Source organism: Nocardioides lentus (genome assembly GCF_039529515.1).
In the GTDB taxonomy this organism is placed as follows: Bacteria; Actinomycetota; Actinomycetes; order Propionibacteriales; family Nocardioidaceae; genus Nocardioides; species Nocardioides lentus.
The window spans coordinates 254320-280796 of sequence record NZ_BAAAMY010000002.1; the positions used below are offsets into that span (position 1 = coordinate 254320).

Genomic DNA, 26477 nt, shown 5'->3' on the forward strand with positions numbered 1-26477 from the left:
CGCTACTCCCGGCCGAGGTCGCGGTGGGTGGCGCGGGCGTCGTACCCCTGCGCGCGGAGTCGCTCCGCGATCTGCTCGCTCATCGCCACGCTGCGGTGCTTGCCGCCGGTGCAGCCGATGGCGATGGTCACGAAGCGCTTGCCCTCCTGCAGGTAGCCCCCGGCGACCGTCTCGACCAGCGGCACGTACTGGTCGAGGAAGTCCGCGGCGCCCGGCCGCGCCAGCACGTACTCCGCGACCTCCGCGTCGCGGCCGTTCATCGGCCGCAGCTCGGGCACCCAGTACGGGTTGGGCAGGAAGCGCATGTCGGCGACGAGGTCGGCGTCGACGGGGATGCCGTACTTGAAGCCGAAGCTGACGACCGTGATCTTCAGCCGGGTGGTGTCCGGGGTCCCGAAGGCCTCGGCGACGCGGTCGGTGAGCTGGTGGACGTTGAGCGTGGTCGTGTCGATGACGAGGTCGGCGCCGCTGCGCAGGTCGGCCAGGACCCGCCGCTCGCGGGACAGTCCGTCGAGCAGCCGACCGCCGGCCTGCAGCGGGTGCGGGCGCCGAGCGGCCTCCTGGCGGCGCACCAGGACGTCGTCGGAGGCGTCGAGGAACAGCAGGGTGGTGCGCCGGCCGGTGGTCTGCTGGGCGAGCGTGGCCTGCAGGCTGCCGAAGAACGAGCCGGAGCGGACGTCGACGACGACCGCGATCGCCTGGGTCTGGCCCATCGACTCGTCGACGAGGCGCACGGCGTCGCGCAGCAGGCTCGGCGGCAGGTTGTCGATGACGAAGAAGCCGAGGTCCTCGAGCTCCTTGGCCGCGGTGCTGCGACCGGCGCCGGTCATGCCGGTCACGACCACGAGCTCTCCGTCATGGGTCGTCGTCGCCCCGGCCCCGTCCGCGGGGACCCCCTCGGGATGCTGCTCGCTCACGCGTCGTCCTCCAGGATCTCGCCGGTGGCCGTGTTGACCCGGACCCCCGCATCCTGTCGGCCCGCGGCGCCGCGCGCACCGGCCGGGTCGCCCGGGTCGCCCGCGCCGGGGCTCGCCCTCACGGAGACCGCCTCCTTGATGGCGGCCGCGGTGCGGGGCCCGATGCCGGGGACCTGGGCGATCTCCTCGGGCTCCGCGAGCCGGAGCTTGCGCAGCGACCCGAAGTGCTTGAGGAGGGTCTTGCGGCGCACCTCCCCCAGCCCCGGGACGTCGTCGAGCGCGCTCTCCACCATCGACTTGCTGCGGCGGTTGCGGTGGTGGGTGATGGCGAAGCGGTGGGCCTCGTCGCGGATCCGCTGCAGCAGGTAGAGCCCCTCCGAGGAGCGCGGGAGGATCACCGGGTCGGCCTCCGCCGGCAGCCACACCTCCTCGAGGCGCTTGGCCAGGCCGCAGACGGGGACGTCGTCGATGCCGAGCTCGTCGAGCGCCTGCTGCGCGGCGGCGACCTGCGGCGGACCGCCGTCGACGACCACGAGGCCCGGGGCGTAGGCGAACTTGCGGGGCCGACCGGTCTCCGGGTCGACCAGCATCGGGCCCTCGCCCTCGCCGGCGCCCTCGCGCTCCACGCTCGTGCTCTGCTCGTCGAGCAGCCGTCGGAACCGGCGGGTGATCACCTCGTGCATCGAGGCCACGTCGTTCTGCCCGTCGACGCCGCGGATCACGAAGCGGCGGTACTCCCCCTTGCGCGCCAGCCCGTCCTCGAAGACGACCATCGAGGCGACGACCTCGGTGCCCTGGAGGTTGGAGACGTCGTAGCACTCGATGCGCAGCGGGGCCTCGTCGAGGTCGAGGGCGTCGGCGATCTCCTCCAGGGCCCGGTTGCGCATCGTCAGGTCGCTCGCGCGCCTGGTCTTGTGCAGGCCGAGGGCCTGGAGGGCGTTGCGGCCGACGGTCTCCTGCAGCGCCTTCTTGTCCCCCCGCTGCGGCACCCGGATCGCGACCTTCGCACCACGCAGCTCGCCCAGCAGCTGCTCGAGGGTCTCCGTCTCCGGCGGGAGCGCCGGCACCAGCACCTCGCGCGGGATCGCGTCGCCCGACTCCCCGCCGTACATCTGGAGCAGGAAGCCCTCGACGAGCTCCTCGGTGTCCCCCTCCTCGACCCGGTCGGCGACCCAGCCGCGCTGGCCCCGCACCCGGCCGCCGCGGACGTAGAAGATCTGGACCGCGACCTCGAGGGGGTCCTCCGCGAAGGCGATGACGTCGGCGTCCGCGCCGTCGCCGAGCACGACGGCCTGCTTCTCCAGCGCCCGCTCCATCGCGCCGAGGTCGTCGCGCAACCGGGCGGCGCGCTCGTACTCCTGCGCCTCGGAGGCGGCGTACATCTCCTTGCGGATGCGGGTGAGGAACGGCTTGGTGCGCCCGCCCATGAAGTCACAGAAGTCGTCGACGATCTCGCGGTGCTCCTCGGGCGACACCGAGCCGACGCACGGGGCGGAGCACTTGTCGATGTAGCCGAGCAGGCAGGGGCGGCCCACCTGCTGGCTGCGCGTGAAGACCCCGGAGCTGCACGAGCGCATGGGGAAGACCCGCAGCAGGACGTCGACGGTCTCGCGGATCGCCCAGGCGTGGCTGTAGGGCCCGAAGTAGCGGGTGCCCTTGCGCTTGGCGCCGCGGCCGACCATGACGCGGGGGAACTCCTCGCCGACGGTCACCGCCAGCCACGGGTAGGACTTGTCGTCGCGGTACTTGACGTTGAAGCGCGGGTCGAACTCCTTGATCCAGGAGTACTCCAGCTGCAGCGCCTCGACCTCGGTGCCGACGACGGTCCACTCGACGGACGCCGCCGTCGTGACCATCTGCGCGGTGCGCGGGTGGAGGTTGACGATGTCCTGGAAGTAGGACGACAGGCGCGCGCGGAGGTTCTTCGCCTTGCCGACGTAGACCACGCGCCCGGCGGGGTCACGGAACTTGTAGACCCCCGGCTGGGTCGGGATGGAGCCCGGCTCCGGACGGTAGGACTGGGGTCCCCGCCCGCTCCTCCTCGCCCTCGCCGATGCCACCCGACAACCCTACGAGGCACCCCCGACAGCGGTGTCGGGGGACGGGCTCGTCAGACGACGGTGATCTCGTCGCCCGAGACCGAGATCTCGACCTCGGCCAGGGGGTCCTGCGCCGGCCCGGCCGTGGGGGCGCCGTCGGTCAGCGAGAAGGCACTGCCGTGGCAGGCGCAGTCGATGGTCTCGGTGACCTCGGTGACCTGGCAGCCCTGGTGGGTGCACTCGGCGTTGAACGCCTTGAACTCGCCCTCGGTGGGCTGGGTGACGACCACGTTCTCGTCGGGGAAGATCACGCCGCCACCGACCGGGATGTCCGCGGTGGCCGCGATCGCGGTGCCCGCCGCCGGGGCCTCGGAGGAGCCGCCCGACGCCGAGCCCGAGCCGCTGTCGCCCGAGCCGCAGGCGACGAGCAGCGGGGCACCGATCCCGAGGCAGGCGGCGCCGCCGATCGCCGTACGGCGCGACAGGCAGCGGTGGGCGTGGGCGTCGGGGGAAGCGCTCATGCCGGCGAGCCTAGCCAGGCGGTCGTGGGCTCAGGACGCCGTCGCGGACTTTCTCACCGTCTTCTTGGCCGGACGCTTCGCGGTCTTCTTCGCCGTCTTCGTGGCCGTCGACGACGCCGGCGCCTTCCCAGGCGCCTTCGTCGCCGCGGCGGCCTCGCGGGCGGCGGCCTTCTTGCGGGCCGCCGTGGCCGTGCGGCTGCGGACCGGCAGCTCGTCGGTCGGCGGGCGCTTGGCCCGGCTGCGCGTCGCCTCGCGGCCCTCGATCAGGGGCGCCAGGAAGCGGCCGGTGTGGCTCTCCGGCACGGCCACGACCTCCTCGGGCGTGCCCTGCGCGACGATCGTGCCCCCGCGCGAGCCGCCCTCGGGCCCCATGTCGACCAGCCAGTCGGCGGTCTTGATGACGTCGAGGTTGTGCTCGATCACCAGCACCGTGTTGCCCTGGTCGACGAGGCGGCCGAGCACCAGCAGCAGCTTGCGGATGTCCTCGAAGTGGAGGCCGGTGGTCGGCTCGTCGAGCACGTAGACGGTGCGCCCGGTGGAGCGCTTCTGCAGCTCCGCGGCGAGCTTGACGCGCTGCGCCTCGCCCCCCGACAGCGTCGTGGCGGGCTGCCCGAGCCGGACGTAGCCGAGGCCGACCTCGACCAGGGTGCGCAGGTGCCGGTTGATCGCGGGCACCGCCTCGAAGAAGTCGACGGCCTCCTCGATCGGCATCTGCAGGACCTCGGCGATGGTCTTGCCCTTGTAGTGGACCTCGAGCGTCTCGCGGTTGTAGCGGGCCCCGTGGCAGACCTCGCACGGCACGTAGACGTCGGGCAGGAAGTTCATCTCGATCTTGATCGTGCCGTCTCCCGCGCACGCCTCGCAGCGCCCGCCCTTGACGTTGAACGAGAACCGGCCTTGCAGGTACCCGCGGACCTTCGCCTCCGGGGTCGCGGCGAAGAGCTTGCGGACGTGGTCGAAGACGCCGGTGTACGTCGCCGGGTTGGAGCGCGGCGTGCGGCCGATCGGCGACTGGTCGACGTGGACGACCTTGTCGACGTGCTCGGTGCCCGTGATCTTGCGGTGCCGGCCCGGCACGGTGCGGGCGCCGTACAGCTGCTTGGCCAGCGAGAGGTAGAGGATGTCGTTGACCAGCGTCGACTTGCCGGACCCGGAGACGCCGGTGACCGCGACGAAGAGGCCGAGCGGGAACGACGCGTCGACGTCGTGCAGGTTGTTCTGGCGGGCGCCGTGCACCGTCAGCTCGCGGCCGACCGTCCGGGGGCGGCGCACGGCGGGGACCGGGATCTCCTCACGGCCCGACAGGTAGCGACCGGTCAGGGAGTCGGGGTGCTCGAGCAGGCCCTGGACGCTGCCGGAGTGGACGACCTGGCCGCCGTGCTCGCCGGCGCCCGGCCCGACGTCGACGACCCAGTCGGCGACCTTGATCGTGTCCTCGTCGTGCTCGACGACGATCAGCGTGTTGCCGAGGTCGCGCAGGCGCACGAGGGTCTCGATGAGGCGGTGGTTGTCGCGCTGGTGCAGGCCGATGGAGGGCTCGTCGAGGACGTAGAGCACGCCGACCAGACCGGCGCCGATCTGGGTCGCGAGCCGGATCCGCTGGGCCTCGCCGCCCGACAGCGACCCCGAGGGACGGTCCAGGGAGAGGTAGTCGAGGCCGACGTCGAGCAGGAAGTTGAGGCGCTCGTTGATCTCCTTGAGCACCTGCTCGGCGATCTGCTGCTCGCGGCCGCTCAGCTCGAGGGAGCGCAGGAAGTCGGCGGCCTCGTTGATCGGCAGGGCGCAGACGTCGGCGATGTTGCGGCCGCCGACGGTGACGGCCATCGAGACCGGCTTCAGCCGGCTCCCGCGGCAGGTCGGGCAGGGCACCTCGCGCATGAAGCCCTCGAACCGCTCGCGGCTCGTGTCGGACTCGGCCTCGCGGTGGCGGCGCTCCACGTAGCGGGCGACGCCCTCGAACTCTGAGTAGTACGAGCGCTCGCGCCCGTAGCGGTTGCGGTGCCGCACGTGGACCTTCGTGGCGTGCCCGTCGAGGATCGCGCGGTGGGCGCTGCCGGGCAGCTCCTCCCACGGGGTGTTGAGGTCGAAGCCGAGCTCGTCGCCCAGCGCACCGAGCAGCCGGATGAAGTAGTCGGCGACGTGCGCGCCGCTCCAGGGCTGGATCGCGCCCTCGCCGAGCGTGGCGCCGGGATCGGGCACGACGAGCTCGGGGTCGATCTCCAGCCGCGTGCCGAGACCGGTGCAGGCCGGGCAGGCGCCGAAGGGCGAGTTGAACGAGAAGGAGCGGGGCTCCAGGTCGTCGGTGTCGATGGCGTGGTCGTTGGGGCACGACATCTTCTCGGAGAACTTCATCTCCCGGCCCGGGTCCTTCTCGGGCAGGTCGACGAACTCCAGCACGACCAGCCCGGCGGCCAGGCGCAGGGCGGTCTCGACGGAGTCCGTCAGCCGGCGCTTGGCGGACTCCTTCACCGCCAGGCGGTCCACGACGACCTCGATGGTGTGCTTGCGCTGCTTGTCGAGCTTGGGCGGCGCGTCCATCGGGTGGGTCTCGCCGTCGACGCGGGCCCGGCTGAAGCCCTGGGTCTGCAGCTCGCGGAACAGGTCGACGTACTCGCCCTTGCGGCCGCGGACGACGGGGGCGAGCACCTGGAAGCGCCGGCCCTCCTCGAGGGCGAGGACGCGGTCGACGATCTGCTGGGGCGTCTGACGCTCGATCGGGGCGCCGCAGGTCGGGCAGTGCGGGCGGCCCGCGCGGGCCCAGAGCAGACGCAGGTAGTCGTAGACCTCGGTGATCGTGCCGACCGTCGAGCGGGGGTTGCGCGAGGTCGACTTCTGGTCGATCGAGACCGCGGGCGAGAGGCCCTCGATGAAGTCGACGTCGGGCTTGTCCATCTGGCCGAGGAACTGCCGGGCGTACGCCGAGAGCGACTCGACGTAGCGGCGCTGGCCCTCGGCGAAGATCGTGTCGAACGCGAGGCTGGACTTGCCGGACCCGGACAGGCCCGTGAACACGATCAGCGAGTCCCGCGGGAGGTCGACGGAGACGTCCTTGAGGTTGTGCTCGCGGGCGCCGCGGATGATGAGCTGGTCGGCCATGGGGCTCGAGGGTCCCTCTCGTGGGATCACAGGGTCGGGTCGCTCGAACAAGTGTTCGCGCTGGCGGCGTGGGACGCAAGGTGGCGCGCCGCCCGGCGGGGACTTCCGGGCCGCTGGCGCTGCGGGGTCACGACGTCGTCGCCGTCAACCTTGCCACGCTCGGGCACGCGGTACCCAACGGTGTTGAATGGCCCACATGCCGACCACGCCGTCCGCGGAGATCGTCAGGCTCGCCGACTCCACCCGACGCCTGGTCCGCACCGTCGACGGACTCGACGAGCCCGCCCTGGCCGGGGCCTCGCTGCTCCCCGACTGGTCCCGGGCCCACGTCGTGGCCCACCTGGCCCTCAACGCCGAGGCGATGGCGCGGGGGCTGGAGGGGGCCCGGACGGGCCGCGCCGAGCCGCTCTACGACTCCCCGCGGGCGCGTGCCGACGACGTGGAGGAGCTGGCGCACGCCGGGCCGAGCGAGCTGCGCGAGAGGTTCCTCGGCAGCGCGGCGGTGCTGGCGGACCTCCTCGAGGCGATGCCCGTCACCACGCTGGCGACCGAGGTCGAGTGGTACCCCGGGGGGATGCGTCGGCAGGTGGCCACCTTCGCCGACATCCGGCGGGGCGAGGTCGAGGTGCACCACGTCGACCTCGCGACGCCCGGCTACGACCACACCGCCTGGCCCGGCGACTTCGCCGCGTGGGTGGTGGCGACGCGGGCGGCCGCGCTCGACGCCGACCCGCCGTTCACCGTGTACGCCGGGGACCTCGACCGCGCCTGGTCCGTCGGGGGCGGGGCCGAGGGCGACCCCGTCGTCACGGGGCCGGCGCACACGCTCGCCTGGTGGCTGTCGGGCCGCGGGTCGGGCGAGGGTCTGGCCTGCGACGGCCCGCTCCCTAGGATCGGCGCATGGTGAGCCCCTCCGCGTCGTCCAGCCGGTCCTCCTCCTACACCGGGGCCGTCTCCCCCGGCGGCGACGCGGACGTCCGCGAGCTCCCGGGCCTGACGATCACGAAGGTCGCCGTCGACCCGGAGATGTCGAACAACTGCTACCTGCTGCGCTGCACAGCCAGCGGCGCGCAGCTGCTGGTGGACGCGGCCGCGGAGTCGGCGCGGCTGCTCGAGGTCGTCGCCGACGGCGGTCTGACCGCGGTCGTCACCACCCACCAGCACTGGGACCACCACCGCGCGCTCGCCGACGTGGTCGCGGCCACCGGCGCGGAGACCCTGGTGGGCGCCCCCGACGCGGAGGCCACGACCGAGCAGACCGGCGTCGCCGTCGACCGCCGCCTCGAGCACGGGGACACCGTGACCGTCGGGCAGGTGACGCTCGGCGTCATCGCGCTCGCCGGGCACACGCCCGGCTCCGTCGCGCTCACCTACGACGACCCGTCCGGCCACCCCCACCTCTGGACCGGCGACAGCCTCTTCCCCGGCGGACCCGGGAAGACCTGGTCGCCCGACGACCACGCCACGCTCATGGACGAGCTCGAGGCGAAGGTCTTCGCGACCCTGCCCGACGAGACCTGGTTCTACCCCGGTCACGGCGACGACTCGACCCTCGGCGAGCAGCGCCCCCACCTCGCGGAGTGGCGCGAGCGCGGGTGGTGACGGCGTCCCCCACCCGGGTGGCGCCGCGGTGGGAGGGACTGCTCCTGGTCTGCGCCGCCGGCGTCGTCTGGGGCACGATCGGCCCGGCGGTCGCCCTGGTCGGGGAGTACTCGGACCTCCCGGTGCTGGTGATGGGCGCCTACCGCGCGGTCGCGGCGGTCGCCGTGATGGCCGTGGTCGTCCTCGCGGGTCGCCAGGTCGCGGGCTGTCGCCGGCTGCTCCGGGCCCACGGGGGCCGCGCCGTCGCCGTCGGCCTGCTGACGGCGGCCTTCCAGATGCTCTTCTTCGTGGCCGTGCTGGCCACCGGCGTCAGCGTCGCGACCGTGGTCGCGATGGGCATCCCGCCGGTGCTGCTGCTGGTGCTGCACGCCGTCCGCGACCGCCGGGCCCCGTCCCCCGCCCAGGCCACCACCGTCGGCGTCGCCCTCACCGGTCTGGTGCTCGTCAGCCTGCTCGGCGGCGGTCACGCCCCCGGCGGCGAGACCACGACGACCGGCGTGCTGGTCGCGCTCGCGTCGGGCACGTCGTACGCGTTGTCGGCGGAGGTCGGCGCGCCGCTCACGCAGACCTACGGCGCCGTCCCCGTCGCGACCGTCACCCTGTCGGTGGTCGCGCTCGCGCTGGTCCCCCTGGGCGTCGTGAGCTCGACGGTCCTCGGCCAGCAGCGGACCACCGACGACCCCCGCGTCTGGTCGCTGCTCGTCTACCTCGGGGTCGTGACGATGGCGCTCGCCTACGTGCTGCTGTTCGCCGGGCTGCGCACGACCCCGAGCGGCACGGTCGTGGTGGCCACCCTGCTCGAGCCCGTGACCGCCGTCCTGATCGCGGTCGCGTTCCTCGGCGAGACCCTCACCCCCGCCGGCGTCGTCGGCTCCGCGCTGGTCCTGCTCGCCATCGCCAGCCTGGGCCGCCAGGTCGAGGAGCCCGAGCCGAAGTAGCCGCCGGAGCGCGCGGTGACCCGTCCCCTCCACCTGCCCGTGGCCGGTGGCGGGGCGCCAGGCCGGGACGAGCGGGCGAGCCCGGGAGACCCCTGCCACAGGCGACGCGGACCCGTCGCCGGGTGGGTGGGGCGGCGCCGTCGGTTGTCGGCCGCGACGGCGGATCTGGCAGAGTCGGGGGCATGATCGAGCTCCGCACGCCCACCCAGATCGAGGAGATGAAGCCGGCCGGCCGCTTCGTCGCGGAGGTGCTCGAGGCCCTCGCACAGGCCGCGGACGTCGGGGTCAACCTGCTGGAGCTCGACGCCCTCGCGCACGAGATGATCACGAAGCGCGGGGCCGAGTCCTGCTACATCGACTACCACCCGTCGTTCGGGGCCTCGCCGTTCGGCAAGGTGCTGTGCACCTCCGTCAACGACGCGGTGCTGCACGGGCTCCCCCACGACTACCGGCTGAAGGACGGCGACCTGCTGAGCGTCGACTTCGCGGTGGCCGTCGACGGCTGGGTGTCGGACTCGGCACGCAGCGTCGTCGTCGGCACCCCCCGCGACGAGGACCTGCGGCTCATCGACACCACCGAGCGCGCGCTGGTCGCCGGCATCGACGCCGCCCGGGCCGGCAACCGCATCGGGGACATCTCCCACGCCATCGCCGAGGTCGCGCGGGCCGACGGCTACCTGATCAACACCCAGTTCGGCGGCCACGGCGTCGGGCGCACGATGCACGGCGACCCGCACGTGCCGAACGACGGCCGGCCGGGCCGCGGCTTCCCGCTCAAGCCGGGCCTCGTGATCGCGATCGAGCCGTGGTTCCTGCACACGACCGACGAGATCTACACCGACGCGGACGGCTGGACGCTGCGCAGCGCCGACGGCTCGCGGGGGGCCCACTCCGAGCACACCATCGCCGTCACCGAGGACGGCCCGCTGATCCTCACGGACCGCTCCTTCCTGGCGGCGTGAGGCCCGACCTGCTCGACGCGGCCCGCCGGACGACGGGCTTCATGCCCGACGACGAGGGCCTGTTCCTGCACCGCTGGGCGCTCGTCGCCCTCGCGGAGGGCCCGGTCCTGGAGATCGGCAGCTGGTGCGGCAAGTCCGCCGTCTACCTCGGTGCCGCGGCGCTGGAGGCCGGGGGCGAGGGACGGGTCGTCCTCACCGTCGACCACCACCACGGCTCGGAGGAGAACCAGCCCGGCTGGGAGCACCACGACCCGTCGCTGGTGGACCCGCGGACCGGCCGGATCGACACCCTGCCGCACCTGCGCCGCACCCTGGTCGACACCGGCCTCGAGGACGTCGTCGTCCCCGTGGTCGGCGACTCGACGGTGGTCGCGGCCGTGTGGCGCACGCCGTTGGCGATGGTCTTCGTCGACGGCGGCCACGGCGAGGGTCCCGCCCACGACGACTACACCGGCTGGGCGCGCTGGCTGGGCCCCGGCGGGCTGCTGGTCATCCACGACGTCTTCCCCGACCCCGCCGACGGGGGCCGCCCGCCGTACGACGTCTGGCGGCGTGCGCTGGCCTCGGGAGACTTCGCCGAGGTACCGGGCGCGGACGGGGCGTGCGGCTCGATGCGGGTGCTGCGCCGCGTCCGCGGCGCGGCGGGCGAACCCGTCAGCTGACCGGGTCGCGGTCCCCCGCGCAGCCGCACTCCAGCGCCAGCTCGGGGAACCGGGGCGCCAGCGAGGTGCCGCGCATGATCCCCGACCCGGGGGTGGCGGCGCCGTGCCGCTCCCCCAGGGCGTCCGCGGCGAGCACGACCGCACCGGCGGTGAACGTGGTGTGCTCCGGCGGCCAGCGGACGCCGTCGTCGTAGACGAACCCGGTGGCGTAGCGGCCGTCGTCCTCCCGCAGGTGCTGCAGGTCGCCGAGCAGGCGCAACGCGGTGCCGGTCTCCCCCAGCGCGTCGAGCGCCATCACCAGCTCGGCGGTCTCCGCGCCGGTGACCCACGGGTTGGTCGAGACGCAGCGCACGCCGAGGCCCGGCACGACGAACTCGTCCCAGCGGGCCGCCAGCAGCGCCCGGCCCTCCGCGCCCCGCACCGCCCCGCCGAGCACCGGGTAGTACCAGTCCATCGCGAAGGTGGACTTGTCCATGAACCCGTCCGGGTGCCGTCGTACGGCGTGCCCGAGACGTCCCCCGGCGAGCTCCCAGCCGGGCTGGGGGCGACCGAGCAGCTCGGCGATCGCCACGCCGGCCCGCAGCGCCTGGTAGATGCTCGAGCCGCCGGCGAGCAGCGCGCCGTCCTCGTGCACGTGGGAGGGCCGGCCGTCGACCCAGCACTCCTGCCAGGGGATGCCGCCGAACGGCAGCTGCAGCTCGGTGACCCAGTCCAGGCCGGCGCGCACCGCGGGCCAGCAGCGGCGCACGAACGCGTCGTCGCGCCGCACCAGCCAGTGGTGCCACACCCCGACCGCGAGGTAGGCGGAGAAGTTGGCGTCGCCGGCGTCGTCGGTCACCACGCCGTCGACCACGCTGGTGGGCCAGGACCCGTCGGGTCGCTGCAGGCCGAGCACCCAGTCGTAGGCCCGGTCGGCCGCCGCGTCGCGACCGCCCACGACCAGCGCCATCGCGGCCTCGACGTGGTTCCACACGTCGGCGTGCCGGCCGGGCTCCCACGGGATGGCCCCGTCCGCCTCCTGGACCGCCTCGATGGAGGCGACGCTGGCCGCCACGGCCGCCGCGTCGAGCACGCCCCCGACGTACGGGACGACGCTCATGCGGGCTTGCGGAGGTAGAGCACCATGCTCTTGCCGACCAGCGGGTCGAGCACCCGCTCCGCGAGGCGGGTCGCGAGCGGCCGCCTCATGATGTCCCAGACCAGCACCTGGTGGTAGGCGCGCACCAGCGGGTGACGGTCCTTGCGGACCCCGACCGCGCACTTGATCCACCAGTACGGCGTGTGCAGCCCGTGCACGTGGTCCTTGCCCAGCAGCTCGAGGCCGGCGCCGGTCAGCTTGGTGACGAGCTCGGCGTCGGAGTAGATGCGGATGTGGCCGCCCGGGTTGGAGTGGTACTCCGTAGACAGGCTCCAGCAGACGAGCTCGGGGAACCAGCGCGGCACGGTGACGGCCATCGTCCCGCCCGGACGCAGCACCCGGGCGAGCTCGGCGATCGCGGTGAGGTCGGCGGGGATGTGCTCGAGCACCTCGGCGGCCACGACCCGGTCGAACTCGCCGTCGCCGAAGGGCAGCGCGAGCGCGTCCCCCTCCTTGACGTCGGCGGTCGCACCCGCCGGCACCTGGCCCTCCTCGGCCATCGCGACGAAGAGCTCGCGGACCGCCTCGAGCTCCTCGACGTCCTGGTCGAAGGCCACCACGTCGGCGCCGCGGCGGTAGGCCTCGAAGGCGTGGCGCCCCGCGCCGCAGCCCATGTCGAGGACCCGCTCCCCGGGCGACAGCCCGAGCCGGTCGAAGTCAACGGTCAGCACCGGTGTGCTCCTCCCTGGAGGCCGCCAGGGCCTCCTCGTACGCCTCGACGGTGGCCTCGGCGACCGCCCGCCAGCTGAACCGCTCGGACACGCGCCGCCGGCCGGCCTCGCCCATCCGGGCCCGGCGGACCGGGTCGTCGAGCAGCGCGCCGAGCGCCTGCTCGAGCTCGCCGACGTCGCCGGGGGTGACCAGGTCCGCGCACGCGCCGTCCTCGCCCACGACCTCCGGGATCGCACCGGCCCGCGACACCACCAGCGGGGTCGCGCAGGCCATGAGCTCCGCGGTCGGCAGCGAGAACCCCTCGTAGAGCGAGGGCACGCAGCCGACCTCGGCCGAGCCCATCCAGGCGACGAGCTCCTCGTCGTCGAGACCGTGGACGAACTGCACGTCCTCGGCGATCCCGAGCTCGCCGACGAGGCGCTCGGTGACGCCGCCCGGGGTGGGCCGCGCGACGAGCACCAGCGACACGTCGCGCTCGGTGCGGAGCTTGGCGAAGGCCTCGAGCAGCGTCGCGATCCCCTTCAGGGGCGCGTCGGCGCTGGCCATGGCCAGGATCCGACCGGGCACCCGCGGCGTCGTGGGCGGCACGAACCTCGCGTCCGCGCCGAGCGGCACGACCCGCATCCGTGCCGGGTCGACCCCGAACTCGGCGGCGATGTCGCGCGCGGAGGACTCCGAGACCGTGATCACCGACCGAGAGCGACGCGCGACGCGGGTCTGCATGCGTAGGAAGCCGTACCAGCGGCGCAGCGTGAGCCGCCGCCGCCACGAGGTGGCCTGCGCGAGGTCGATCCGACGGTCCCGCGTGATCGGGTGGTGGATGGTGGTGACGACCGGCAGGCCGTCGGCCTCGACGCCGAGGATCCCGTCGCCGAGGGTCTGGTTGTCGTGGGCGACGTCGAACTCGCCGGCGCGGGCCGCCAGCACGCGCCGCACCCGGTGGGAGAAGGTCCGGGGCTCGCCGAAGCCGGCGGTGCACATCGTGAGGTACTCCACGACGTCGAGGAGGTCGCGGAACTCGCGCAGCCGCGGGGTGCGGAACGGGTCCGGCTCGCGGTACAGGTCGAGGCTGGGCACCTTCGTCAGCGCGACGCCGGGGTCGAGCTCGGGGTAGGGCTGGCCGGAGAAGACCTCGACGGTGTGGCCGAGGGCCACGAGCTCGCGGGAGAGGTGGCGGACGTAGACGCCCTGCCCGCCGCCGTGCGGCTTGCTGCGGTAGGACAGCAGCGCGACCCGCATCGGCCCCTCCCGTCCCGACTCGTTACCCGCCAGTAGGCCCGGCGTCGGAGCCAGCCTAGGGGCGCGCGTCAGAGGGCCGACGAGTGGCCCGGGAAGACGTGGGCGGTGGGGTCGACGTCGACGGCGGCGTTGTTGACGGCGGTCGCGGCCTCCCCGAACCCGACGGCGATCAGCCGCACCTTGCCGTCGTACTCGGTGATGTCGCCGGCCGCGTACACGCGGGGCAGGTTGGTGCGCATCGCCGAGTCGACGAGCACGTGACGCTTGTCGGTCTCGAGCCCCCACTCGCGCAGGGCGCCGAGGTCCGCGACGAACCCCAGGGCGGCGACGAGCGCCTGCGCGGGCAGGGTGCGCGGCTCCCCGTCCACCCGCAGGTCGACCTCCTCGAGCAGGTGCTCGCCGCGCAGGGCGGTGACCTCCGCCCGGGTCACGATCTCCACCCCGCTGGCTCGGACCTCCGCCACGGTGCGCTCGTGGGCGCGGAAGGCGTCGCGGCGGTGCACGAGCGTCACGGAGCGGGCGATCGGCTCGAGGTGCTGGGCCCAGTCGAACGCGGAGTCGCCGCCGCCGACCACCACCACGTCCTTGCCGCCGTACGGTGCGAAGCTGGGCACGAAGAACTCCAGGCCCCGTCCGAGCCACCCCTCGCCGGCCGGCAGCGGTCGGGGGCTGAACTTGCCGATGCCCGCGGTGACGAGGACGGCCCCGGCGGTGATCTCGGTGCCGTCGTCGAGCCCGACGACGACCCGCTCGGACCCACCGTCGGGGGCCGGCACGTGGGCCAGGGTGAGCGCCGTCCGGTCGAGGAAGTACGCCGGGTCCGCGGTCGCCGCCTGCGCCACCAGGCCCTCGACCAGGTCACGCCCCCGCACCGAGGGGAAGCCGGCCACGTCGAGGATCTGCTTCTCCGGGTACATCGCGGTGATCTGGCCGCCGAGCTCCGGCAGCGAGTCCACCACCGCGACCCGCAGGGCGCGGAAGCCCGCGTAGTAGGCGGCGTAGAGCCCGGTCGGCCCGGCGCCGACGACCAGCAGGTCGACCTCCACCGCGTGGCTGGGGCTGCGGGGCGGCTGCCCGGCCGCGGGACCCGCGGCCGACGTGTCGGGGCTCATGCGGGCGATCCTGTCCGGGACGAGGACCGGTGTCGAGGTCCTGCCCGCGCCGCTGGGAGAGTGGAGCGGTGAGCGAGCGGGGCCGCACCGGGTCGGCGTGGGCACTGGTGGCCCTGGCCTCGGTGGCCGCGACCGCGCTGCTCTGGGTGGTACGCCTGCCGACGCCCGCGCTGTTCGGGCCCCTGCTGGTGGGCCTGGCCTGGGCGCTGCTGGCCCCGGTGCGCCTCGACCTGCCGGCGCCGGCCGGCCGGCTGGGGCAGGCGCTGCTCGGCGCCACCATCGGCGCCGTGGTGAGCGTGGACACCCTGCGCCGGCTGGGCACCGACCTGCTGCCCGTCGTCCTGGTGACGGTCGGGACCCTGGCGCTGAGCCTGCTGGCCGGGTGGCTCCTGGCGCTGCGCCGCGACGTGGACCTGCCGACCGGCGTGTTCGCGATGATCGCGGGCGGCGCCTCCGGTGTGGTGGCGGTCTCCCGCGAGCTCGGCGCGGACGAGCGCGTGGTGGCGGTGGTGCAGTACCTGCGGGTGCTGCTGATCCTCGTGGTGATGCCCGCCGTGGCGCTCACGCTGCCCGGCGCCGGGGCGGGCGCCGACACCGGTCCCGCGAGCGGCCCGACCGACCTCGGCGGCGACCTCCTCTTCGTGCTCCTCGCCGTCGGCGGCGGGCTCCTGCTGCACCGCCTGCGCCCGGTCTCGGCGGGCGGCCTCCTGCTGCCGCTCGCGGTGGCCGCCGTGGTCGCGGCGAGCGGGCTCCTGGGCACGGTGGCGGTGCCGGTCTGGCTGCAGTGGCCGGCGTACGCGCTGATCGGCGTGCAGGTGGGGCTGCGGTTCACGCGCGACTCGCTGCGGGCGATCACCCGCATGGTGCCGGTCGTGCTGGGGCTGATCCTCGGCCTGGTGCTGGCGTGCGCGGCCATGGGGGCGCTGCTGGTGCTCACCACCGACGTCGACCCGCTCACGGCGTACCTCGCCACCACCCCGGGCGGGCTGTTCGCGGTGCTGGCGACCGCGGTGGACGGCGACGCCGACGCGACCTACGTGCTGACGCTGCAGGTGGTCCGGCTGCTGGCGATCCTGCTCCTCATGCCGTTCCTGGCACGTTGGCTGGCCCGCCACCCTCGGCGCGGATGAGCGTGCGGGTGCGACGACGCCAGCGCCAGAGCTGGAGCAGGCCGACGCCCCACAGCACGTACTGGGTCGCCATCGCCCAGCGGAAGGACTCGGGCGTGTAGGCCGTGCTGGTGCCGGGCGTGCGCCAGTCGAGCACGAGCCCGATCGCCACGACGAGCAGGAGGCTGGCCACGAAGCCGCCCTGGTTGATGATCCCCGTCGCGCTGGCGAGCCGCTCGGCCGGGTTGGAGGTGCGGCCGAGGTCGAAGCCGATCATCGAGGCCGGCCCACCGACGCCGACCACGACCATCAGGACCAGGAGCAGCCACAGCGGGGAGTCGCCGGGCCACAGCAGCACCACCGCCCAGGTGGCCATCAGCGACCACACCACGGTGATCGCCAGGGTGGAGCGGTGCCACGGCACCTTGCCGATGAACACGCCCATCAGCGGTCCGGTGGCCATCACGGCGACGATGATCAGCGACAGCAGCAGGCCGGCCTCGGCGGCGCTGCGCCCCTCGCCGCGCACGAGGAACGGGAAGCCCCACAGCAGGCTGAGCGTGGTGGAGCTGAACTGGGTGGTGAAGTGGATCCAGAACCCCAGGCGGGTGCCGGGGTGCGCCCACGAGGCGGCCAGGCTGATCCGGACGCCGGTCAGCGACATCGGGGCGCCGCGCAGCCGCCGCACCTCGGGGGTGTCGGCGAGCACGACGAGCGCGAGCAGGCCCACCACCGCGCCCACGCCGGCGGCGGTGAGGTAGGCGCCGGTCCAGCCGATCGTGCCGAGCGCGAACGTCATCGGCACCGCCGCGACGATCGCCCCGGACTGGCCGAGGGTGCCCGTCAGCTGGGTCATCAGCGGGATCCGGCGCGGGGCGAACCAGCTGCTCAGCATCCGCAGCACGCACACGAAGGTCATGGCGTCACCGACCCCGACGCCGACGCGCATGGCGACCGCGAGCGGGAAGCTCCCGACCAGGGCGAACCCGGCCTGGGAGACGACCATCAGCGCGGTGCCGATCAGCAGGATGCTCCGCGAGCCGAAGCGGTCGATGAGCAGGCCCACCGGGATCTGCATGCCGGCGTAGACCAGCAGCTGGAGCATGACGAACGTCGAGAGCTGCGCGGCCGAGATGCCGAACCGCTCGGCCGCGTCGAGACCCGCGACGGCGAGCGACGACCGGTGGAACACGGCCAGGAGGTAGCAGGCGAGTCCCACCCCCCAGACCGTCAGCTGGAGGCGTCGGGTCGGGGTGGGCACTCACCCGAGGCTAGCCCCCGGGCCGGGAGCCGGCGATCGGGGATCAGCCCTCCTCGGGCTCCTCGTCGAGCAGGCCCTCGCCGCGGGCCTCCGCGACGATCCGGCGCACGTTGTCGACGGCGCCGCAGTCGTCGTCGATGGCCGCGTTGCGGGCCTCGGCGAAGGTGCGGCCCAGCTCGGCGCGCTCCCGGTCGGAGACCTCGTCGCGGGCCGGGTTGAGGATGGTCAGCTCCTCCTCGGTCAGGTGGTGGTTGACCGCGGTGGCCAGCTCCTCGACCGCGTCGTCGAAGGCCTGGGTGTCCGTGCCCTTCAGCTCGAGCACCGCGAGCAGCGCCTCGTGGCCCTCGGCGTGCTCCTCCTCACCGTGCTCGGCCTCGTGCTCACCGACCGCCCCGCGCTTCTGCAGTCGCGGGTAGACGTGGGTCTCCTCGGCCAGCGCGTGGGCGACGTGGAGCGCCGAGAACGCCCGCCGGACGGCGTCGCGGTCCGCGGAGGAGTCCCGCAGGTCGCGCAGGAGGGTCTCGAAGCGGCGGTGGTCGTCGAGGATCAGGTCGACGACGTCGCCCGCGACGGGCCGGCCCAGGTCGATGGAGGTGCTCATGGCCGGAGCGTACGACGGGCCGCGGACCGGCCCGGATGCGCACGGCGCGGAGGGCGCGGACGGCGCGGAGGGCGCGGACGCGACGTCAGTCCAGGCAGAACTCGTTGCCCTCGGGATCGGCCATGACGAGGCAGACCTCCTCGGTCGGGGTGGCGTCGAGGCGGCGCACCCGGGTGGCGCCGAGCGCCACGAGGCGCGCGGCCTCGGCCTCGAGCGCGTCCCCGCGCGCCTCGCCCGTCAGGCCGGGGGCGGCACGGACGTCGAGGTGGACCCGGTTCTTCGCCGACTTCGGCTCGGGGACCCGCTGGAAGAACAGTCGCGGCCCGTCGCCGTCGGGGGCTCCGCAGGCGGAGCGGGAGTTCCACTCCGACTCCGGGACGCCCCACGACTCCAGCGCGGCCGGCCAGGAGTCGAAGCCCGGCGGGGGCGGGTCGACGACGTAGCCGAGCACCGCGCACCAGAACGCCGACAGCGCGGCCGGGTCGGCGCAGTCGAACGTCACCTGCACCGTCCGGACGCTCACCGGACCGCCCTCACTTCGTGGCCTCCATCATCTGACGCAGCTCCTTCTTCAGGTCGCCGATCTCGTCGCGCAGGCGCGCGGCGACCTCGAACTGCAGCTCGGCGGCCGCGTTGTGCATCTGGGTGGTCAGCTCCTGGACCAGGTTGGCCAGGTCCGCGGTCGGCATGTCGCTGACGGGCGGCTGCTCGCCGCTCGCCCGGCTCAGCGCCGGGACCGGCTGCTTGGCCTTGACGCCGCCGGCGCGGCCCTTGGCCGCCGTGCCGGCCCACGTCTCGAGCAGGGCCTGGGTGTTCTCGTCCTCGCGGGCGAGCATGTCGGTGATGTCGGCGATCTTCTTGCGCAGCGGCTGCGGATCGACGCCCTTCTCGGTGTTGTAGGCGACCTGCTTGGCGCGGCGACGGTTGGTCTCGTCGATCGCCGACTCCATCGACGGCGTGATGGTGTCGGCGTACATCAGGACCTGGCCCGACACGTTGCGGGCCGCGCGGCCGATCGTCTGGATCAGCGACTTGTCGGAGCGCAGGAAGCCCTCCTTGTCGGCGTCCAGGATCGCGACCAGCGAGACCTCCGGGAGGTCGAGGCCCTCGCGCAGCAGGTTGATGCCGACCAGCACGTCGTAGGTGCCGAGCCGCAGGTCGCGCAGCAGCTCGATCCGCTTGAGAGTGTCGACCTCCGAGTGCAGGTAGCGGGTGCGGACGTCGTGGTCGAGGAGGTAGTCGGTGAGGTCCTCCGACATCTTCTTGGTCAGCGTCGTCACCAGCACGCGCTCGCCCTTGTCGGTGCGGTCGCGGATCTCGGCCATGAGGTCGTCGATCTGACCCTTGGTGGGCTTGACGATGACCTCGGGGTCGATCAGGCCGGTCGGGCGGATGATCTGCTCGACCACGTCGCCCCCGACCTTGTCGAGCTCGTAGTCGCCCGGGGTCGCGGAGAGGTAGATGGTCTGCCCGATCCGCTCGAGGAACTCCTCCCAGCGCAGCGGGCGGTTGTCCATGGCGCTCGGCAGCCGGAAGCCGTGGTCGACCAGGTTGCGCTTGCGGGACATGTCGCCCTCGTACATGCCGCCGATCTGCGGCACCGCCACGTGGGACTCGTCGACGACGAGGACGAAGTCCTCGGGGAAGTAGTCGAGCAGCGTGTTGGGCGCCGAGCCGCGGCTGCGGCCGTCCATGTGCATCGAGTAGTTCTCGATGCCCGAGCAGGACCCGACCTGGCGCATCATCTCGATGTCGTAGGTCGTGCGCATCCGCAGCCGCTGGGCCTCGAGCAGCTTGCCCTGGGCCTCGAAGACCTGCAGCTGCTCGGCGAGCTCGGCCTCGATGCCCGCGATCGCGCGCTCCATGCGCTCGGGCCCGGCGACGTAGTGGCTCGCGGGGAAGACGTAGAGCTCGGTGTCCTCGGTGAGCACCTCGCCGGTCACCGCGTGCAGCGAGGACAGCCGCTCGATCTCGTCGCCGAAGAACTCGATGCGGACCGCGTGCTCCTCGTAGACCGGGAAGATCTCGAGGGTGTCGCCCCGCACGCGGAACGTGCCGCGCGTGAAGGACATGTCGTTGCGCGTGTACTGGATCTCGACGAGCCGGCGCAGCAGCTCGTCGCGGTCGCGCACGTCGCCCACCCGCAGGCGCACCATGCGGTCGACGTACTCCTGCGGGGTGCCGAGGCCGTAGATGCAGGAGACGGTCGAGACGACGATGACGTCGCGCCGCGTCAGCAGCGAGTTGGTCGCCGAGTGCCGCAGCCGCTCCACCTCCTCGTTGATGGAGGAGTCCTTCTCGATGTAGGTGTCGGTCTGCGGGACGTAGGCCTCGGGCTGGTAGTAGTCGTAGTACGACACGAAGTACTCGACCGCGTTGTCCGGGAAGAGCTGCCGCAGCTCGTTGGCGAACTGCGCCGCGAGGGTCTTGTTGGGCTGCATCACCAGCACGGGTCGCTGCACCTGCTCGGCCACCCACGCCACCGTCGCCGTCTTGCCGGTGCCGGTCGCGCCGAGCAGCACGACGTCCTCGGTGCCGCCCTCGACCCGTCGCGAGATCTCCTTGATCGCGGCCGGCTGGTCGCCCGCGGGCTGGTAGTCGGAGACCACCGTGAACGGCGCCACGCGGCGCTCCAGATCGGTGACGGGTCGCATGCATCCAGACTACGACCGGCCGCCGACAGCCGATCCGGGACGCGAGGCCCCGCGGCCGACGGCGGCGAGGGCGGTCGCGACCGGGCCGTCCACGGGCCCGACGGGTCCGAGACGTTTGGCCACACCAACGATTGCCGATCACTACCATCGTCGCGTGCTCGATCTCGATCTCGGCCCGGTGCCCGAGGGGGTCCTCGACCTCTTCGCGGTGCCCGGCGACGTCCGCCCGGTGCCCGGGGGACGCGGTGCCACGGTGGTCGCCGGCGACCTGCTCCTGACCCCCGACCGCGACCCGGCCGTGCAGGGCTGGCTCTCCCCGGTGCTGGCCCGCCTGGCGGTCGCGATGGACGAGCGGCCCGCGCGGTCGGCGCGCGACCTCCGGCTCGCCGTCCCGGTCCCGGCCCGGGACGGGTCGTGGGTCGTCGAGGGCTGGGCGGCCACCCGCTACGAGCCCGGCACCCGGGTGTGCGAGGACCTCGACGTCGTGCTCGCGGCCGGTCGGCTGCTGCACGCCGAGCTGGCCGTGGCGGTGCCCGAGCCGCCCAGCGGTGCGGCACCGCGCCGCGACCGTGGCGCCGAGATCGAGCGGCTGGTGTTCGACGACGCGGACGAGGCGATCGCCACGGCCCGGCGCCACGGGGGCGCAGAGCTCGCGGACCTGGTCGCAGACCTCCTCGCGACGCCGTACGACGACTCGCGTCCCGCCCAGCTGGTGCACGCCGAGCTCGGGGGCAACGTCCTGCTCGACGCCGCCGGCGCCCCGGTGGTGACGGGCGTGGTGCCGTCGTGGCGACCCCCGCTGTGGGCGGACGCGCTGGCCGCGGTCGACGCCGTCCGCGCGGGCGGCGTCCCCTCGCTGCTGCGTGCCTGGTCGACCCCGACCGAGCGGGGCGCCCTCGCCCGGGCCGCCGCGCACCGCCTGCTGCTCGACGGGCCGACCGCCCGGGCGACGTACGCGGAGACCGCCCGCCACCTGGTCGACTGACCCGGCCGCAGGGGTGCCGCTGCGCCCCCCGACCGGTCCAGACCAGGGCTGCACGGCGGCGCGGCACCGCCTACCGTGCGGCCACCGGCCGCGTGGGGACGGCCCGACCGACGAGGACGTGACATGGGGACCCGTAGGTTCTGCAGCCAGTGCGGCGCGCCGCTTCCCTCCCCCTGGGACGCCTGCCGCGCCTGCGCGTCCGGCGGGTCCCCCACCGAGGACGTCCCCACCGGCCTCGCGTCCGCCCCGTCCCACGCCACGCCCCACTCCCCTCCGCGCACGCCGCCGTACCCCGCGCTCCACGGTGCGGCGTACACCCCGGCCGCGGGACCGCCCGCCCCGTCGCGACGTCCGTCGACGCGGCGGGCGACCCTGCTGGGCCTGGCCGTCGCCGCGGTGCTCGTGCTGGCGGTCGGAGCCGGCGGCCTCGCGATGTCGCTCGCACGGGACAGCACGAGCACGGAGGCCGGCAGCACGGCGACGGGGACCGGGGCGAAGGACGGCGGGGCCGCGGAGCCCGGCGGGGAGGCCGCCGCCGAGATGACCCGGCGATCGTCGGCGGGAGCGGACGGGCCCGTGCGCTGCTGGACCGGCCGGCCCGCCGCGGGGGCCGACGAGTGCCCGGAGGGCCCCGACGACAGCCCGACCGCGTTCGCCTGGGTGTTCCCCGCGGTGGAGCTGGACGCCTGCACCTCGGTGCAGCAGCCGCGGCGCCTGATCCGCAGCTGTGAGGTCGGTGACCTGCGGATCGCGCTGTCGCGCTGGGAGAACGTCGGCGCCGCCCGCACCTACTACGAGACCGACATGACCTCGCCCCCGGTGCCCGAGGAGGGTGGCCGGCTGCTGTGGCGGGGGTTCTCCACGACCGAGATGACCTACAAGTCCGCCGTCATGTACGCCGATCACCCCTGGTCGATGACGGTCTACGGGCCCACCCGCGAGGCCACCGACGCCGGGCACCTCCGCTATCGGATGCGCCCCGCCCGGACGCTCCGCGCCGCGGCGGACTGAGGGATGACCTCCCCCGGCACCACGCGCAGGCCGGTCCCGGCGGGCACGGGTGCACCCCGGCGGGCCCGAGTCGCCGCGCTGCTGGTGCTGGCCGGCGTCGCCGTGTCGTGCGCCGCCTGGCCGGGTGCACCGGGAACGGAGCCGCCAGAGGACGGTCCCAGTGCCCGGGCCACGGTGGCACCCGCGGGCGGAGAGCCCGAAGCGCGCGTGGTCGCCGTGTCCGTCGACGGTCTGACGCCCGAGGCGATCGAGGTGCTCGGACGCCGGGGCGCGCCCGCGATCTCCTTCCTCCTCGACCGGGGGGCCGGCACCCTGGACGCACGCACCGCCGTCGAGCAGACCGTGACGCTGCCCAACCACGTGGGCATGATCACCGGGCGCCGGATCGACCGGGACGAGGGCGGCCACGGCGTGACCTGGAACGACGACGTCGTGGGGCCGGTGGTGCCGCCCGACGAGGACGGACGCGCGTTGGCGTCGGTCTTCACCGTCGTGGCCGGGGCCGGCGGCTCCACGGCCCTGTTCTCGGGCAAGACCAAGTTCGCGATCTTCGAGCGCACCTGGCCCGACGCGGTGGACCGGAGCGTCGTCGCGGCCCCGATCGAGGTGCTGGCACGCCGCGCGAGCCGCGACGTCGCGACCGGGCGCCGGACCTTCACGTTCCTGCACCTCGCCGACCCTGACCTCGCCGGCCACCGCTCGGGGTGGATGTCCGCGCCGTACCTGCGTGCGGTCCGCCGCGCCGACCGCGCGCTCGGCCGGGTGCTCGCGGTCCTCCGCGCCGACGCGGACCTCCGCGCGACGACGACGGTCGTCCTGACCGCCGACCACGGCGGCGCCGGGCGTTCCCACGAGGACCCCGCACTGGCGTCGTCGTACACGGTGCCGTTCGTGGTCTGGGGCCCGGGCGTCCCCCGCGGGGACCTCTACGACCTGGCCCCGGGGCTCCAGGACCCGGGTGACGCCCGTCCGGGCTACGGCGACCCGCCACCGGTCCGCAACTGCGACCTGGCCGACGTGGCGACGACCCTGCTCGGACTCGGTCTCGTGCCCGGGAGCGACTGCACCGCGGCCACCCGCATGGAGGACCTCCTCACGGGTGGCCGCGGGGCGTGACCGGGTCCCCGGTCAGCCGCCGGGTCAGTCCCGCTGCTGCTGGCGCAGGACGCGGGCGTCCTCGTCGGCGGCGCGCGCCGAGCCGATGCTGGGGCCGCGCGGCGGGATCGCGTCGTACTCGGCCGGGTCGAGGCGGTCCACCTGGCCGGAGGCGATCGAGGACAGCATCCCGTCCAGGCCGAGGTACGCCGCCCGCGTCAGCACGGCGCGGTAGCGCTGGCCGAGCGTCTGCGTCTGGCCGCGGATCTCGAACAGCACGGCACCGCTGCCGTTGAGCGCGAACGAGCCGAGGGCCGTGCCGGGCAGGTCGATGTCCTGGGGGTAGAGCGTGATGTTGCCGAACAGCGGCCGGTCCGCGGCGGCGGCCTGCAGCGAGCGGTTGACCGCGACGTTGAGGCGCTTGGAGTAGTCGAGGTCGTAGTCGGCCGCGTACTCGGCGTACTCGGGCTTCGTGGCCGGGTCGGCCACGAACTGGCCCGAGATCGACATCGTCACGAACTCGTCGGGGTCGTCGGGCATCACGTAGCAGGCGCCCTGGTGGTGCAGGTCGACGTAGGTGTCGACCTCGCCGAACTCCGCGGTCAGCCCGCGGTAGAGGTCGCGCACCGTGCGGGCCTCGGGCGTGATGTACCAGCCGGTCTCCTCCGAGCTGCCTGGGAAGTCCTCCGCGCGCGGGAAGTAGTCGAGGTCGGGGTTGAAGTCGCGGTTCGTGTCGAAGCCGGGCGCGGCGGCGTAGTCGTCGCCGGTGCGCGGGGTGTCGTAGTAGTTCCACGCCTCCTCGCTGCCCCGCAGCTGCGGGAAGCGGGCGGTGACCTCGGACCACGTCTGGTCGTTGCCGCGACGGTCGAGCTCGGCGCCGTCGGGGTTCATCTTCGGGACCGCGACGATGGTCAGCTCGTCGCGCCACCGCTTCGCCTTCGCGGTCTCGCGGGTGCCGACCCACTCGAGCAGGTCCAGGACGGCCTCCGTGCCCACCTTCTCGTTGCCGTGGATCTCGCTGACGAGCATGACGACCGTGTCGCCGGTGCCGACCCGCGCCGACCAGATCTCGCGTCCGCGGTTGGAGCGCCCGATCTCCTCGACGTCGACGCGGCCCTCGCTGACCCGCTCGATGCGGTCGAGCTCGACGCCGAGCTCGCGATGGTCGGTGAACTCGTTGACCGGCAGCTCGCGGGGGGCGTCGCTGCACGACTCCCGCGCGGTCGTGAACCGCCGGTCGGAGGGCTGGCGCTCGTCGAGGCGGGGGCTGTACGCCGGGAGGTCCTTCAGGGCGGCGCCGTCGCCGTCCGGCGCGGCGACGGCCGTCGGCGCGGTGCTCGCGCCGGCGACCAGGGCGAGCGAGGCCAGGCCCAGGACCGGGGCGAGGACGCGCCGGGCGCGACGGGCGGGTGGGGTCCTGCGGGCAGGGGTGATCGACATCGTGGTGCTCCCGAGAGTGACGTGATGACCGAGCCGCCCCGGACGGTCGTCCGGGTGTCCGGCTCTGTGAGGTTGCTATCAGGAACGCCTGTCTGCGCGCCAGGGGGTTGACTTGTAGGTTGAGCCCGTGTCGCGCCGCTCCCCCACCTCCGCCGAGCGGTGGCTGGTCGTCCTGCGGCGGGCCGTGATGGGTCTGCTCGGGCTCCAGGTCGCCCTGGCCACCGGGCTGACGCTCGTCGACTCCTACCGCCGGCGCGGCAAGAAGCCGAAGGCGTTCCCGGTCACCCCGCCGCGGACCGTGCCGGTCGGCGGCGGCGAGGTCACGACGTACACCTACGGGCAGCACCTCTACGACGACATGATCGCCGCGATCGAGGGCGCCCAGCGTCAGGTGCTGCTGGAGACCTACATCTGGAAGGGCGACGAGGTCGGCGAGCGGTTCAAGGCCGCGCTCGCCGCGGCCGCCGAGCGCGGCGTCGACGTCTACTGCATCTACGACGGCTTCGCGAACCTCGTCGTCTCGCCCCGCTTCAAGCGCTTCCCCGAGTCGATGAAGGTGCTGCGCTACCCGCTCTACAACGCGGGCGTTCGCGTCCTCGACCTGTCCCGCTACGGCCGGGACCACCGCAAGATCCTCGTCGTGGACGACGCGGTCGGGTTCGTCGGCGGCTACAACATCGGCACCGCCTACGCCACCGAGTGGCGCGACACGCACGTGCGGATCACCGGCCCCGGCGTGTGGGACCTCAAGCGGGCCTTCGCCGACTTCTGGAACCTCAACCGCCGTCGCGGGTGGCGCCGCTCGACCGAGCGGCCGCTGCTGCTGGAGACCGCGTCGAGCTGGGAGCCCGCGATCCGGTTCCAGCGCAACGTGCCGCGGTGGTGGATGTTCCCCATCCGGTCGATGTACCTCGAGGCCATCGCCCGCGCCTCCCGCAACGTGTGGATGACCCACGCCTACTTCATCCCCGACCAGGGATTCGTCGACTCCCTGCGGATCGCGGCCATGCGCGGGGTCGACGTACGGCTCCTGCTGCCGCAGAAGTCGAACCACATCGTGGCCGACTGGATCAGCCGCGGCTACTTCGAGCAGATGCTGCTCGCCGGGGTGCGGATCTTCCGCTTCGAGGGCGCGATGGTGCACGCCAAGACCTCGACCATCGACGGCAACTGGTCGACGGTCGGCACCGCCAACGTCGACCGGCTCAGCCTGCAGGGCAACTACGAGATCAACGTCGAGATCATCGACGAGGGCATGGCCTCCAAGCTGGAGGAGATCTTCACCACCGACCTCACCAACGCCACCGAGCTGTCGCTGACGGACTGGGAGTCGCGCTCGGTGCAGCGACGCTTCGCCGAGGCCGTCCTCGCGCCCCTGCGCCCCCTGCTCTGAGGCCGCCTTCCGGCCGGCTCCGGTCGGGCA

General features: G+C 73.7%; 23 protein-coding genes. 10 read left to right on the forward strand and 13 right to left on the reverse strand.

What is annotated here, in order from left to right:
* Positions 1 to 2: 2 nt before the first annotated feature.
* From rapZ to uvrA, 4 genes are all read right to left on the reverse strand, one after another.
* On the reverse strand, positions 3 to 845 hold the full coding sequence (rapZ, locus tag ABD158_RS04795) for an RNase adapter RapZ (protein WP_344005303.1): 843 nt from the start codon (positions 843 to 845) through the stop codon (positions 3 to 5).
* A 68-nt stretch (positions 846 to 913) separates the two neighbouring features.
* Positions 914 to 2977: an excinuclease ABC subunit UvrC gene (gene uvrC, locus ABD158_RS04800; RefSeq protein ID WP_344004459.1), complete on the reverse strand. Its 2064-nt coding sequence runs from the start codon at positions 2975 to 2977 to the stop codon at positions 914 to 916.
* A gap of 50 nt (positions 2978 to 3027) precedes the next feature.
* A complete protein-coding gene (locus ABD158_RS04805) occupies positions 3028 to 3477 on the reverse strand; it encodes a Rieske (2Fe-2S) protein (protein WP_344004461.1) in 450 nt (149 codons plus the stop codon).
* Between the two features lie 30 nt (positions 3478 to 3507).
* A complete protein-coding gene (uvrA, locus tag ABD158_RS04810) occupies positions 3508 to 6573 on the reverse strand; it encodes an excinuclease ABC subunit UvrA (protein WP_344004463.1) in 3066 nt (1021 codons plus the stop codon).
* Between the two features lie 196 nt (positions 6574 to 6769).
* Here uvrA and ABD158_RS04815 point away from each other — a divergent pair, with 196 nt between their 5' ends.
* The 5 genes from ABD158_RS04815 to ABD158_RS04835 all read left to right on the forward strand — a co-directional run bounded on the left by ABD158_RS04815 (position 6770) and on the right by ABD158_RS04835 (position 10737).
* Entirely contained in the window at positions 6770 to 7480 is a 711-nt protein-coding gene (locus ABD158_RS04815; RefSeq protein ID WP_344004466.1) for a maleylpyruvate isomerase family mycothiol-dependent enzyme, read from the forward strand.
* Positions 7474 to 8175: an MBL fold metallo-hydrolase gene (locus tag ABD158_RS04820; RefSeq protein WP_344004469.1), complete on the forward strand. Its 702-nt coding sequence runs from the start codon at positions 7474 to 7476 to the stop codon at positions 8173 to 8175. Before ABD158_RS04815 ends, ABD158_RS04820 begins: the two co-directional genes overlap by 7 nt.
* A complete protein-coding gene (locus ABD158_RS04825) occupies positions 8172 to 9113 on the forward strand; it encodes a DMT family transporter (protein ID WP_344004472.1) in 942 nt (313 codons plus the stop codon). Before ABD158_RS04820 ends, ABD158_RS04825 begins: the two co-directional genes overlap by 4 nt.
* A 182-nt stretch (positions 9114 to 9295) precedes the next feature.
* Positions 9296 to 10075: a type I methionyl aminopeptidase gene (gene map, locus ABD158_RS04830; RefSeq protein WP_344004475.1), complete on the forward strand. Its 780-nt coding sequence runs from the start codon at positions 9296 to 9298 to the stop codon at positions 10073 to 10075.
* On the forward strand, positions 10072 to 10737 hold the full coding sequence (locus ABD158_RS04835; protein ID WP_344004478.1) for a class I SAM-dependent methyltransferase: 666 nt from the start codon (positions 10072 to 10074) through the stop codon (positions 10735 to 10737). Before map ends, ABD158_RS04835 begins: the two co-directional genes overlap by 4 nt.
* Here the strand turns inward: ABD158_RS04835 and ABD158_RS04840 are convergent.
* The 4 genes from ABD158_RS04840 to ABD158_RS04855 all read right to left on the reverse strand — a co-directional run bounded on the left by ABD158_RS04840 (position 10730) and on the right by ABD158_RS04855 (position 14898).
* Positions 10730 to 11836 carry a prenyltransferase gene (locus ABD158_RS04840; protein ID WP_344004481.1) on the reverse strand — a complete coding sequence of 369 codons (1107 nt, stop codon included), beginning with the start codon at positions 11834 to 11836 and terminating at the stop codon, positions 10730 to 10732. The two genes, ABD158_RS04835 and ABD158_RS04840, sit on opposite strands and share 8 nt — an antisense overlap.
* Complete coding sequence (locus ABD158_RS04845) at positions 11833 to 12546, reverse strand: class I SAM-dependent methyltransferase (protein ID WP_344004484.1); 714 nt, start codon at positions 12544 to 12546, stop codon at positions 11833 to 11835. Before ABD158_RS04845 ends, ABD158_RS04840 begins: the two co-directional genes overlap by 4 nt.
* Positions 12533 to 13786 carry a glycosyltransferase family 4 protein gene (locus tag ABD158_RS04850; protein ID WP_344004487.1) on the reverse strand — a complete coding sequence of 418 codons (1254 nt, stop codon included), beginning with the start codon at positions 13784 to 13786 and terminating at the stop codon, positions 12533 to 12535. The genes ABD158_RS04845 and ABD158_RS04850 overlap by 14 nt, the downstream gene beginning before the upstream one ends.
* Positions 13787 to 13854: 68 nt before the next feature.
* Positions 13855 to 14898: an NAD(P)/FAD-dependent oxidoreductase gene (locus ABD158_RS04855; protein WP_344004490.1), complete on the reverse strand. Its 1044-nt coding sequence runs from the start codon at positions 14896 to 14898 to the stop codon at positions 13855 to 13857.
* A gap of 68 nt (positions 14899 to 14966) precedes the next feature.
* On the opposite strand from ABD158_RS04855, the gene ABD158_RS04860 reads away from it, so the two are divergent.
* A complete protein-coding gene (locus tag ABD158_RS04860; RefSeq protein ID WP_344004493.1) occupies positions 14967 to 16028 on the forward strand; it encodes an AbrB family transcriptional regulator in 1062 nt (353 codons plus the stop codon).
* Here ABD158_RS04860 and ABD158_RS04865 read toward each other — a convergent pair.
* The 4 genes from ABD158_RS04865 to uvrB form a co-directional block, all read right to left on the reverse strand.
* Positions 15979 to 17268, reverse strand: a complete 1290-nt coding sequence (locus tag ABD158_RS04865; RefSeq protein ID WP_344004496.1) for an MFS transporter — start codon at positions 17266 to 17268, stop codon at positions 15979 to 15981. The two genes, ABD158_RS04860 and ABD158_RS04865, sit on opposite strands and share 50 nt — an antisense overlap.
* 43 nt (positions 17269 to 17311) lie before the next feature.
* Positions 17312 to 17869, reverse strand: a complete 558-nt coding sequence (locus ABD158_RS04870) for a hemerythrin domain-containing protein (RefSeq protein ID WP_344004499.1) — start codon at positions 17867 to 17869, stop codon at positions 17312 to 17314.
* Positions 17870 to 17954: 85 nt separating this feature from the next.
* A complete protein-coding gene (locus tag ABD158_RS04875; RefSeq protein WP_344004502.1) occupies positions 17955 to 18392 on the reverse strand; it encodes a VOC family protein in 438 nt (145 codons plus the stop codon).
* Between the two features lie 10 nt (positions 18393 to 18402).
* On the reverse strand, positions 18403 to 20523 hold the full coding sequence (uvrB, locus tag ABD158_RS04880) for an excinuclease ABC subunit UvrB (protein WP_344004505.1): 2121 nt from the start codon (positions 20521 to 20523) through the stop codon (positions 18403 to 18405).
* Between the two features lie 154 nt (positions 20524 to 20677).
* Between uvrB and ABD158_RS04885 the strand changes: the two genes are divergently transcribed.
* The 3 genes from ABD158_RS04885 (at position 20678) to ABD158_RS04895 (ending at position 23635) form a co-directional block, all read left to right on the forward strand.
* Complete coding sequence (locus ABD158_RS04885) at positions 20678 to 21508, forward strand: aminoglycoside phosphotransferase/kinase family protein (RefSeq protein ID WP_344004507.1); 831 nt, start codon at positions 20678 to 20680, stop codon at positions 21506 to 21508.
* A gap of 123 nt (positions 21509 to 21631) precedes the next feature.
* Positions 21632 to 22519, forward strand: coding sequence for a hypothetical protein (locus ABD158_RS04890; RefSeq protein ID WP_344004508.1), 888 nt, complete (start codon positions 21632 to 21634; stop codon positions 22517 to 22519).
* 216 nt (positions 22520 to 22735) lie between these two features.
* Complete coding sequence (locus ABD158_RS04895; protein ID WP_344004510.1) at positions 22736 to 23635, forward strand: alkaline phosphatase family protein; 900 nt, start codon at positions 22736 to 22738, stop codon at positions 23633 to 23635.
* Between the two features lie 24 nt (positions 23636 to 23659).
* Here ABD158_RS04895 and ABD158_RS04900 read toward each other — a convergent pair whose 3' ends face one another.
* Positions 23660 to 25054: a M14 family zinc carboxypeptidase gene (locus tag ABD158_RS04900; protein ID WP_344004513.1), complete on the reverse strand. Its 1395-nt coding sequence runs from the start codon at positions 25052 to 25054 to the stop codon at positions 23660 to 23662.
* A 187-nt stretch (positions 25055 to 25241) separates the two neighbouring features.
* On the opposite strand from ABD158_RS04900, the gene ABD158_RS04905 reads away from it, so the two are divergent.
* Positions 25242 to 26447 carry a phospholipase D-like domain-containing protein gene (locus ABD158_RS04905; RefSeq protein WP_425573156.1) on the forward strand — a complete coding sequence of 402 codons (1206 nt, stop codon included), beginning with the start codon at positions 25242 to 25244 and terminating at the stop codon, positions 26445 to 26447.
* Positions 26448 to 26477 lie beyond the last annotated feature (30 nt).

Bases quoted from the DNA above. Each gene is read 5' to 3' on its own strand.
- ABD158_RS04900 (WP_344004513.1), bottom strand. From the start codon at position 25,054: ATGTCGATCACCCCTGCCCGCAGGACCCCACCCGCCCGTCGCGCCCGG.
- uvrB (WP_344004505.1), bottom strand. From the start codon at position 20,523: ATGCGACCCGTCACCGATCTGGAGCGCCGCGTGGCGCCGTTCACGGTG.
- ABD158_RS04815 (WP_344004466.1), top strand. From the start codon at position 6,770: ATGCCGACCACGCCGTCCGCGGAGATCGTCAGGCTCGCCGACTCCACC.
- uvrA (WP_344004463.1), bottom strand. From the start codon at position 6,573: ATGGCCGACCAGCTCATCATCCGCGGCGCCCGCGAGCACAACCTCAAG.
- ABD158_RS04840 (WP_344004481.1), bottom strand. From the start codon at position 11,836: ATGAGCGTCGTCCCGTACGTCGGGGGCGTGCTCGACGCGGCGGCCGTG.
- ABD158_RS04855 (WP_344004490.1), bottom strand. From the start codon at position 14,898: ATGAGCCCCGACACGTCGGCCGCGGGTCCCGCGGCCGGGCAGCCGCCC.
- ABD158_RS04820 (WP_344004469.1), top strand. From the start codon at position 7,474: ATGGTGAGCCCCTCCGCGTCGTCCAGCCGGTCCTCCTCCTACACCGGG.
- map (WP_344004475.1), top strand. From the start codon at position 9,296: ATGATCGAGCTCCGCACGCCCACCCAGATCGAGGAGATGAAGCCGGCC.
- ABD158_RS04890 (WP_344004508.1), top strand. From the start codon at position 21,632: ATGGGGACCCGTAGGTTCTGCAGCCAGTGCGGCGCGCCGCTTCCCTCC.
- ABD158_RS04870 (WP_344004499.1), bottom strand. From the start codon at position 17,869: ATGAGCACCTCCATCGACCTGGGCCGGCCCGTCGCGGGCGACGTCGTC.
- ABD158_RS04905 (WP_425573156.1), top strand. From the start codon at position 25,242: ATGGGTCTGCTCGGGCTCCAGGTCGCCCTGGCCACCGGGCTGACGCTC.
- ABD158_RS04805 (WP_344004461.1), bottom strand. From the start codon at position 3,477: ATGAGCGCTTCCCCCGACGCCCACGCCCACCGCTGCCTGTCGCGCCGT.
- ABD158_RS04850 (WP_344004487.1), bottom strand. From the start codon at position 13,786: ATGCGGGTCGCGCTGCTGTCCTACCGCAGCAAGCCGCACGGCGGCGGG.